This is a genomic window from Myxococcus sp. AB025B (assembly GCF_006518215.1).
In the GTDB taxonomy this organism is placed as follows: domain Bacteria; phylum Myxococcota; class Myxococcia; order Myxococcales; family Myxococcaceae; genus Myxococcus; species Myxococcus fulvus.
Window position 1 is genome coordinate 1 of the sequence record NZ_SRLW01000353.1, and the last position, 9594, is coordinate 9594.

The following is a 9594-nucleotide window of genomic DNA, read 5'->3' on the forward strand; positions in this document are numbered from 1 at the left end:
GAGGAAGCCAGGTCCAGCGGGCGGGCGGCGGGGAGCGGGGGCTCCACGGTGCCCCGGCGTCCGAGGATGTCCCGGGCGTGCTCGATGTCCTGGAGCATCTCCTGGAACTCCTCGGGGAAGTTCTGGTCCCGTTCAATCAGCACGGCGCGCACCGGGCTGCGAGCCACGACGTACTCCAGCAGGCGCCACACCTCCGGATGCGCGTCGACCGACTGGCTGTGGCTGTCCACCCAGCGTCCGCCGTGCTTCTCGCCCCCCGCCAGGTGGATCTGGATGACGCGCTCCAGGGGGAGCGCCTCCAGGAAGGCGTACGGGTCGTACCGGTGGTTCTGGGAGTTGATGAAGACGTTGGTGAGGTCCAGCAGCAGGCCGCAGTCCGCCTCGGTGACGACCCGCGACACGAAGGCCTGCTCGGTCATCGGGCTGGGGAAGGCGAAGCCGTAGGAGACGTTCTCGAGCAGGAACGGCACGCCCAGCATCCGCTGGATGTCGCGGGCCTTCCGGGCTGCTCGACGCGCGGCGGCCTCCGTGAACGGCAGCGGGGTGAGCTGGCCGATCTCGAACCCCCCTGCCTTCGTCATGCACAGATGGTCGCTGTAGAAGGGCGCGCGCAGCGTGCGCACCAGCTCCGCGACCTCGTCACAGTAGGCGAGGTCCAGCGGCCCCTCGGTCCCGACGGACAGCTCGAGACCATGGGGCACGAGCGCCTGACGGCCCTTCATGGCCCGGGCGCGCTCGATGCTCTCGGGCACGGAGCGCAGGTAGCGGTCGGCGATCAGCTCGAACCAGTCGATCCGATCCAGATGCCTCGACTGCTCCTTCTGCAGCTCCGGCCGGAAGCCGATGCCGACGCCGAGGAATGGCAGTTCACGCAAAGAGACCACGGGGCGTCGGCGTCCGGGCGTTGAATCAGGCGGAGGGGTCGGACGTGCCCGTGCAGCCACACAGACAGCCGCTGCCACAGAAGCAGCTGAAACAGACCGCCTCGCTGTTGGAGTAGGTATAGCCAGGGCCGCAGTCGAGCATTTCCAGCTTGAACTCTTCGGTCTCGACGTTCTGCGGAGACCGAGCCGACTGAGACTTGGGGAGTGAGCTGAGATTGTTCATGGTGAAGAGGAATCTCGCCCGCAGTGTGACTCTCTGTCAAGAAGGATTCACTGCTGGAGGGGTCGGTCCTGAACCAGGCCCGCTCGTGGACGGCAATCCCTGCCGTCCCCCGGCGGGCCTTGCCGCGCCCAGCGCACGCATTCACGGCAACGCTTGCTGGAGGAAGGAGGCGCTCCGAGGGCGCGCCCGCTGGCACCCCCGTTGCTCAGGGGCCAACCCGCTCTGTCCCGCTGCGCCGCATCCCGTGGCGTCACGCGAGGAGCGTTCCGATGTCTCTCTGGAAAGGGTTGGGACGATGAACCGGATGACTGTGATGAAGCGCTGGTGTCTGGCCATGCCTCTGGCGGCCTTCGCGGTGGGTTGTGGCGTGGAGCAGGAGGCTCCAGGCACCGAGGGCGCCGCCGCGCCCGTGGCGGAGGAGACGGGCGAGACCACGCAGGCCGTCGGCGTCGAGAACGCCTACTGGTGGGGGACCACGGCCAACGGCTACACGTCCACCAACATCGGGACGACGACGGGCCGCACGTGCTTCCTCTCGGGATTGCAAGGCAACCTGAAGCCCGCGGTGGCGGGCCGCTGGGCCACCGGTGGCGTGCTCCAGTCCGCGGGCGACTACATCCTCTTCGTGAGCCACAACAACAGCAAGGCGTTGGGAGTGGGCGTGCAGTGCATCTACACGTCGGCCGGACGGACGACGGAGATGTCCTGGGCCCAGGGCCAGGCGGCCCGGCTGCTCGGCGCCGTGACGGCGCAGCGGCGCTGCTTCCTCACGCAGGTGACGGCGTCCGGCGGCTTCGCGTCGAACTCCGACTACGTGCGCGTGTGGAACGACGGCCTCAACTGGTACCTGGGTGGCAACCTGTCGGGTGCCGGCGGCGGCCGGGCCGTCTGCGTGAACGTGCCCGAGGACCATGGCGGCTGGCTGTGGATCGCCGGGGACCCGGGCGGCTTCACGGAGACGCTGGCGTACAACCCGGGCGGCGTCGCGTGCGCGCTCTCCGGCGTGGGCGGGAAGTTCGATGACAACAGCTTCACGGATGGCGTGAGCGTCGACTACAACGCGGGCACGCGCTACTGGGAGATGTCCGTCATGAACGGCAAGCGCGGCTGGGGCAACTGCGTGAAGTAGCGCGCGGCCAGGGATGCCGGGCCTCCGCCCTGGGAAGCCCGGCGTCCTGTGTGCGTGCTCGCCTCAGAGGCTCTGGAAGCCGTGGATCGTGGCGCCCAGGGAGCTGCCCTCGGCGTTGGTACACTCGACGTGCCAGCGAACCAGGTCGAAGGGCCCGGGCGCCGGCAGCGTGGCCGGGTTGCCCAGCAGGAGCGTCCCGAAGTCGTGCGACGGGGAATAGGTGCCGCTGCTCCACAACTCATGCGTGTCCCAACCGAAGTTCCTGAGCCCCGTGGTCGTCACCACGCACGCGTCGGCGCCCACACTCTCGTAGCGTTGGGACACCATCGTGTTGGGGGCCCAGGAGAACCGGTTCGTGTCGATGCGGACGCTCGCCCCGGAGAACTCCTGCGGGACGTTGCCCGTGCTCGTGCTCGTGATGACCCAGACCACCTTCGTGATGCCCCGGACGATGGTCGCCGTGATCTGCGTGGTGGCCAGGCGCGTGTTGGCGGCGTTCGCGCACTCCAGCACCCACCGGTACTGGCCCGGCGTCTGCGGCGCCGTGGGCACGGTGCCGGTGGGCGTGAGGTTCACGGCCTGGGATTGGAGGACGTTGTTCCGATAGGACTTGATGGAGCAGCGCGCCGCGCCGCTCGAGCCGTAGCGCAGGATGAACGGGTCGCTGTTGTACTGCTGGAAGTGGCCGGCGAGGCCGTTGTTGCCGAGCGCCACCGTGGGCTGGGCGATGACGGACTGAAGCTGCAGGTTGGGCACCGTCGCGGTGGAGCCGGAGTTCGTCACGTGGCGCGCCCGGACCGCCTGTTCGATCTGCGCGGGGGTCGTCAGTGCTTGCGATTCCGCGAGGAACGCGGCGAGGCCCGCGACGTGCGGCGCCGCCATCGACGTGCCGGACAGGTCGGCGTAGCCTCCGGGCCACGTCGAGCGGATGACGTTGCCGGGAGCCCACGTCTCCACGCACCGGCCGTAGTTCGAGCCCGCGCCATCGCCCGCGAGCGGCTGGTTGCGGATGGCGTTCACGCCCGCCAGCAGCTGGACAGGCTGTGCGTTGCTGTCGATGGCGCCGACGACCATGATTCCGTCGCTGGGGCTCGGCGTGTTGAACGAGGAGTTGCACGCGTCCCGGTGGTCGTTCCCGGCGGACTGGGCGATGAACGCGCCGGGGTAGCCCACGGACGGGTTCGGGGTCGCGAGGACCCGCATCTTGTCGCCGAGCGTCCTGCCCTCCTTGAAGTCGGGGCCGTTCATCGAGATGTTGATGATGCCGACGGTGCCGGAGGCGAGGATGCGCGAATAGATGAGGTCCAGCCCCAGCCCGATTCCCACGTAGGTCCCCCCGGACGAGCAGGTCGTGACGCCCGGCTCATTCTGTCCGACGGCCACCGAGACGATGCGCGCTCCCTTGTTGACGCCCACCACTCCGCCCTGGGGCGTGGGCCTGGCGCCGATGATTCCCGCCACATGCGTCGCGTGCGGATAGCAGCCCGTGGGGGAGTTGCCGGGCATGGCCACGAGCCGCTCGAGGAACGGGAGGTTCGTGTGGGGCGCCACGCCGGTGTCGAGCACATAGACGGTGCGCGAGCCATTGCTCGTCTGTGAACCGCCGACGGCCTGGATGCCCCAGGGCGTGACGGTCGTCGTCCCGGAGTTGCTCCACACGGCGCTGAAGTCCACGGGCGCGTCCTCGGTGAGTCGCTTGACGCGAGGGTCCTTGCTCAGCCGCTCCACCTGCTCCTCGGTGAGATAGGCCGAGAAGCCCTTCCCGACGTGACTGATGAGGTGCGTGGGCGTGACGGCGTGCGCCAGACGCAAGTCATTGACCAGGTGCCGGGTCGGCAGGTCGTGGTGGCTGTCGAAGCCGTCGGCCGGGGGCGCTGCCTTCGCCAGGAACGCGTGCGTCGCGGACTCCTCCAGGTCGACGAGGTAGAGGGTTCGGCCACGCTCGTCGCGAAGCTGCCCCGCGCGGTCCTGCTCCGCGCGGAAGACGGGCGCCTGCGCGAGCGTGGTGGTGCTCCACAACCCCGCGACCAATGCGACGACACTTCTCCAGTGAGACATCGGGAACCCCTTTTCAAGGTGGACCCGGATTCCTAACAAGAGGAATACACGGACAACCATCCGCCAGATGAACGCACGGTCCGTCTGTTGAATCGTTGCCCTGTTTTCTCAATGGCCGAGTGTCATGACTTCCTGGATGGGAATCAGCCTGGCTCCGTCTGTTCCGCGGGAAAGGCGCGCGTGAGCCTTGCAATCGCGGCGGGCAGGCCGCGCACGCGCAGCTTCCGGCCGTGCTCGTCGTACTCCTCGGCCAGCACGGTGGTGTGCTCATACACCTCGCCGATGCGTCCCTGGCTCGAGTAGGGGATGTTCAGCTGGGCCTCCACCATGGACGCCTCGAAGAAGCGGAGGATGTCCAGACGCAGGCTGGCGACGTCCTCGGGGCGGTGGGCGGACAGCAGCACCGCGTCCGGGTGCTCGGCGCGCAGGGCGTCGCGAGCGGCCTCCTCCAGCCGGTCGCACTTGTTGAGCAACAGCTTGCTCGGCACCACGTCGGCGCCAATCTCACGCAGCACGGTCCGGGTGACCTCCAGCTGTGAGGGCCACGTCGGGTCGGAGGCGTCCACCACGTACAGGAGCAGCGACGCCTCCAGCGCCTCGTCCAGGGTGGAGCGGAACGAGGCGACCAGGTCATGCGGCAGCTTCTGGATGAAGCCCACGGTGTCGGAGACGAGCACGCGGGGGCGTGTCTCCGGATGCAGCGCGCGCACGGTGGTGTCCAGCGTGGCGAAGAGCTGGTCGGCGACCAGGACCTCGCTCCCGGTGAGCGCGCGCATCAGAGAGGACTTGCCCGCGTTGGTGTAGCCGACCAGGGCCACCCGGAGCTGCTCGCGGCGGGCGTACCGGCGCTGGTCCTGCTCCTTCTCGATGGCGGCGAGGCCCGCGCGCAGCTCCGCGAGCCGGTCTCGAATCTTCCGCCGGTCCAGCTCCACCGCGGAGTCTCCCGAGCCGCGTCCCTGCTGTCGCTCGCTCCCGCCCGAGGACTCCCGGAGCCGGGGCGCCAGGTAGCTGAGCCGGGCGATCTCCACCTGCATGCGGGCCTCGTGGCTGCGCGCGTGCCGGTGGAAGATGTCGACGATGACGCCGGTGCGGTCCATCACCGGGACGCCCGTGGCCTTCTCCAGGTTGCGAAGCTGGCTGGGCGACAGCTCGTGGTCCACCACCACCATCGTGGGCCGGGGGCCGCTCGCGTCCAGCTCGGTCTCGGACGTCTCCTCGTCCTCGGGGTCGAAATCCTCCTCGGGGGCGTCGACCGCCTCCGGCCCGTCGCCAAAGGGCTCGGGGACGTCGTCCTCGGCGCCTTCCTCCTGGGCGGCCTCCCACTTCGCGCGGGCCTTGCTGGTCCTGTCACGCGCGCCCGACGACACGACGCCCGGACCTCCGGTGAGCGCGGCCAGGTCCTTGAGCTTCCCCTTGCCGAGCACCGTCCCCGTGGCGAGCGCGCCCCGGCGTTGGCTCACCGTCGCCACGGCGTCGTAGCCCAGGGTGTGCACCAGCCGCGTCAGCTCCGCGAGGTCCGCGGCGTGCTCCGTGTCCGACACGGTGGGGAACTGGACGCCCACGAGGACGACAGGCGGGCGGGAGGTGGGCGGCGTCTTCGACATGGGGCCCTCGTAGCACGGTGCGGGCCCGGGGTGGGGTGGAGCTGAACCCCCTCCGGGCACCCTGGAGACATTCGCAAAGCCTTGTCTGGACTCGGAATCACAGGCCCGAGACAAGACTGACACACGCCGACGGCGTCCCCGAGGTCTGAGCTGACAGGGGCTGGGACTGGGAGTCTGAGACTGTCTGTATGGGCGCGAAGGGGTTGGTGTTGATTGTAGTTGTGCAGTCCTGCTGAGCAAGACGGGCCCCGATTGATTGAAATGCGAAATTGCGTGCTCATACTCTTATGGAGTCTACGGCGCGGCGACGCGGTTCACGGGGAACGTCTCGCTGTCGGCGGGCGGCCGGCTCATGGGGCCCGCGGCGGCCAGCGAACTGGGCAGGTCCCTGGTGGCGCTCGGCGACGTGGACGCGGACGGCTCGGCCGACTTCGCCGTCGGCGCGCCTGGGTTCAGCAGCAACGCGGGCGCCGTCTATCTGGTGCTTGGCCATGGTCCTCGCACGTGGTTCGTGGACAACGACAGTGATGGGTTCGGAACGAGCGCGGGCTCCTCGCGCGTGTGTGGCGAGCCCGCGGCGGGGAGCAGGCGGGCGCTCACCAATCCCAAGGACTGGGTCCTGGACCTGGATGGCGACAGGGCCGTCTATCTCAGCACCGTGCAGCTGCGCTGTGCGCGTCCCGAGAGCTCTGGCTGGATTGTTTATGGGCCCGACGTCCGACAGCAGTGCGACGCGCCGCCCGAGAACCCCGACTACACGTCGGACAGTGACGCCTCCATCTACCAGGGCGCGCCGGAGGTCTGCGACCTCAAGGACAACAACTGCGACGGAGCCATCGACGACGACCAGGGCCACTGGCCGTCCTGGTACCCGGACAGCGACGGTGATGGCCACGGTCGCAAAGATGCGACGGCCGTGAAGGCCTGCGCGGCTCCGCCCCAGCACGTGGCGAGCAGGACGGACTGCGACGACACCCGCGACACCACGTATCCGGGCGCCAGCGAGGTCTGCGAGCAGACGGGCCCGCAGCTGGACAACAACTGCGACGGGAACACGGAGGGCGCCGTCAACGGCACCGCCTGGTACCGCGACGCGGACGGGGATGGGTACGGCGCGAAGACGGACACGCAGAAACGGTGCGTCCGCCTCGCGGGCTACGTGGAGGATTCCAGCGACTGCAACGACGCGAACGCGAGCGTGAACCCGGGCCCGACGGAGCTGTGCGAGGCGGGGGCCTTCTCCGACCAGGTGGACAACGACTGCGACGGGGACAAGAACGACGTGGCCCCGGACCTGCCGGCCTCGGCGGGCGGGACGCGGCTCTGGTACGGCGACGCGGACCGCGACGGCCACGCGGGCCCGGGCTTCAAGCTGCGCTGGTGCACCAACCCGACGAACCTGGTGGCCCCCGCGACGGGCAACGTCCTGGTGCAGGGGACCTATCTGGCGACCGAGCCGGATGACTGCGAGGACACCCGCTCGGGCGCCTTCCAGCGGTTGAGCTGGTACGAGGACCGCGACGGTGACGGCTGCGGCAACCCGCTCGCGGGCCGCGAGTCGTGCGGCTCTCCGGCCGGGTGCGGGTTCCCCTTCGTCCTCAACAACAAGGACAACAGCGACAACAACGCGTCCGACTGTCGCCCCTGAAGTCGGCCCCCACCGTGTCCTCCACGGTGGGCCAACGTCCTCCGCGGGCTCCCCCTGCTCGCGGAGGACGTGCCAACAAGGCGGCGCTCATTCCGCCTCGGTTCGAGCTTTCTCCAGACACGGGAGCCCTGAGTCTGGGTTTCTGTTGGATTCGAGACAGTCTCGCGAGGCCCTGTCGCCAGCGTGCCGGTGTCTGTCTTCAGCTGGGGCTTCACGACGGAGTGCCTGCTCGTGGAGCCCATGAAGACTTCTGTTCGGACGCGTCCCATTCTCGTGGTGGTGATGAGCCTGGTGTTGGGGAGCGCGCTCCCGGCGGGGGCGCAGGAGCAGGGCACGGTGCGGCCCTATGTGCTGGCCGCGACCCGCCTCTACAACGACCTCGAGTACGAGCAGGCGCTGGAGCAGATCTCCCGGGCCAAGCGGCTGTCGAGGAGCCAGGCGGATGACGCGCTGTTGTCGCTCTACGAGGGCGTCATCCTGGCGGACCTGGGGCAGTCGACCTCGTCCGACGCGGCCTTCAAGGCGGCCCTGTTCCTCCAGCCGGACGCGAAGCTCCCGCTCTCCGTCTCGCCCAAGGTCTCCGAGCGCTTCGAGTCGCTGCGAGGACAGGTGAAGCGAGAGCTGGACGCGGCGGCACCGCCGCGCGAGCGACGGGTGACAGCGGAGGTCTCGGATGCCGGCACGAAGGCCTCGGTGCCACGGCGGGTGTGGTTGACGGGCGCGGTGGGGGGAGGACTCCTGGTCGGCTCGGGCGTGACGTGGCTGATGGCGCGGGGGCAGCACTCCAAGCTGACCCAGGCGTCCGGCGCCCCCGAGACGATGTCCGGGATGAAGGACACGTCCTCGCGGGGAAGGACCTTGCAGACGGTGAGCGCGGTGCTCGCCGGCGCGGGCGTGGTGGGGCTGGGCGTGGCCACGGGGTTGTACCTGTGGGGGGGAACGTCGCGGCCTCGGGACCCCGCGGTGGTGTTGGGGACGGATGGCACCTCGGCCTTCGTCTCCGGGAGGTGGCCGTGAAGACGTGCTCGTGGCTCGTCGCGATGCTCTGGGGCGCCCTGGTGTTCCTCGCGGGCTGTGTCGACTTCGACGAGGGCGAGAAGACCTGGTGCCAGCGTCATCCAGACGCCTGCGTGCCCGCCTTCGAGCAGGTGCCGGCCTCGGTGCTCTACGTGGAGAAGAAGGGGACGCTGCGGCTCCAGGCGGGCGCGAAGGACCCGGCGGGCGAGCCGCTCCAGTTCACCTGGTCCTCGAACGTGGGGAGCCTGGGAACGGCTCGCGACACGGCCACGACGACGGAGGTCGAATGGACCGCGCCGGACTGCATCGAGGCTCCCGCGGCGACCGTCACGCTCACCGCGAGCAGCCGGTTGGGAGCATCCACGCAGGTGACGGTCTCCGCCATTGGCATTCCGGAGTGCCCGAGGATGGGCGACACGCAGGGGCTCACGGCGGCGCGCTCGGGCCACACGGCGACGCTCCTGTACTCCGGCGTGGTGCTGGTGACCGGCGGCGAGTCCTCGGGCGCCGAGCTCGATGTCTCGGAGGGCTATTCCCCCAGGGACCAGGCCTGGTCTCCGGCGGGGAGGATGGCCACGGCTCGCGTTGGACACACGGCGGTGCGGCTGTCGTCGGGCACGGTGCTGGTGACGGGGGGCCGCAACGCGAGCGGCGCGCTGAAGAGCGCGGAGCTGGTGAGCCAGGACTTCACGTGGACCGCGGCGCTGAGTCCCGCGACGGCGCGCCATGGCCACGCCGCGGCCCTCCTATACAGCGGCAAGGTGCTGGTGACGGGAGGCTCCGATGACAGCGCGGTGGTCACCACCTCGGAGCTCTACTTCCCGGGGGATGGGGGCGACCCGGTGCCCAGGTGGAGCATGACGGCCAGCGCGCCCGTGGCCCGCCACCACCCCGTGGCCACGGCGGTGGGCGCGGGGAAGAAGGTGCTGGTGACGGGAGGCACGACGGAGGGGGGCGGGTATCCGACCAGCGCGGATGTCTTTGATTCGGCGACGGAGACCTGGACCCAGGTGGACGCGGTGGGGGAGGGC

The 9594-nt window shown here is 69.6% G+C and carries 7 protein-coding genes; 4 read left to right on the forward strand and 3 right to left on the reverse strand.

Annotated features, from left to right (window positions below; all coding sequences use genetic code 11):
* The coding region (locus FL311_RS37225) for a DUF692 family multinuclear iron-containing protein (protein WP_228557335.1) at positions 1-875 on the reverse strand (875 nt) is incomplete at its 3' end.
* A 527-nt stretch (positions 876-1402) separates the two neighbouring features.
* Between FL311_RS37225 and FL311_RS37230 the strand changes: the two genes are divergently transcribed.
* A complete protein-coding gene (locus FL311_RS37230; protein ID WP_228557336.1) occupies positions 1403-2236 on the forward strand; it encodes a hypothetical protein in 834 nt (277 codons plus the stop codon).
* Positions 2237-2299: 63 nt separating this feature from the next.
* Here the strand turns inward: FL311_RS37230 and FL311_RS37235 are convergent, their stop codons facing one another.
* Positions 2300-4294, reverse strand: coding sequence for a S8 family serine peptidase (locus tag FL311_RS37235; RefSeq protein ID WP_141332436.1), 1995 nt, complete (start codon positions 4292-4294; stop codon positions 2300-2302).
* 143 nt (positions 4295-4437) lie between these two features.
* A complete protein-coding gene (gene hflX, locus FL311_RS37240) occupies positions 4438-5898 on the reverse strand; it encodes a GTPase HflX (protein WP_141332437.1) in 1461 nt (486 codons plus the stop codon).
* Between the two features lie 352 nt (positions 5899-6250).
* Here hflX and FL311_RS37245 point away from each other — a divergent pair, with 352 nt between their 5' ends.
* From FL311_RS37245 to FL311_RS37255, 3 genes are all read left to right on the forward strand, one after another.
* On the forward strand, positions 6251-7546 hold the full coding sequence (locus tag FL311_RS37245) for a MopE-related protein (RefSeq protein WP_141332438.1): 1296 nt from the start codon (positions 6251-6253) through the stop codon (positions 7544-7546).
* Between the two features lie 240 nt (positions 7547-7786).
* Positions 7787-8563 carry a hypothetical protein gene (locus tag FL311_RS37250; protein WP_141332439.1) on the forward strand — a complete coding sequence of 259 codons (777 nt, stop codon included), beginning with the start codon at positions 7787-7789 and terminating at the stop codon, positions 8561-8563.
* On the forward strand, positions 8560-9594 hold a 1035-nt coding region (locus FL311_RS37255), incomplete at its 3' end, for a kelch repeat-containing protein (RefSeq protein WP_305036179.1). The genes FL311_RS37250 and FL311_RS37255, both read left to right, overlap by 4 nt.

Excerpts from the sequence above, each read along its gene's own strand:
- FL311_RS37235 (WP_141332436.1), bottom strand. The coding sequence starts at position 4,294 with ATGTCTCACTGGAGAAGTGTCGTCGCATTGGTCGCGGGGTTGTGGAGC.
- FL311_RS37230 (WP_228557336.1), top strand. The coding sequence starts at position 1,403 with ATGAACCGGATGACTGTGATGAAGCGCTGGTGTCTGGCCATGCCTCTG.
- FL311_RS37245 (WP_141332438.1), top strand. The coding sequence starts at position 6,251 with ATGGGGCCCGCGGCGGCCAGCGAACTGGGCAGGTCCCTGGTGGCGCTC.
- hflX (WP_141332437.1), bottom strand. The coding sequence starts at position 5,898 with ATGTCGAAGACGCCGCCCACCTCCCGCCCGCCTGTCGTCCTCGTGGGC.
- FL311_RS37250 (WP_141332439.1), top strand. The coding sequence starts at position 7,787 with ATGAAGACTTCTGTTCGGACGCGTCCCATTCTCGTGGTGGTGATGAGC.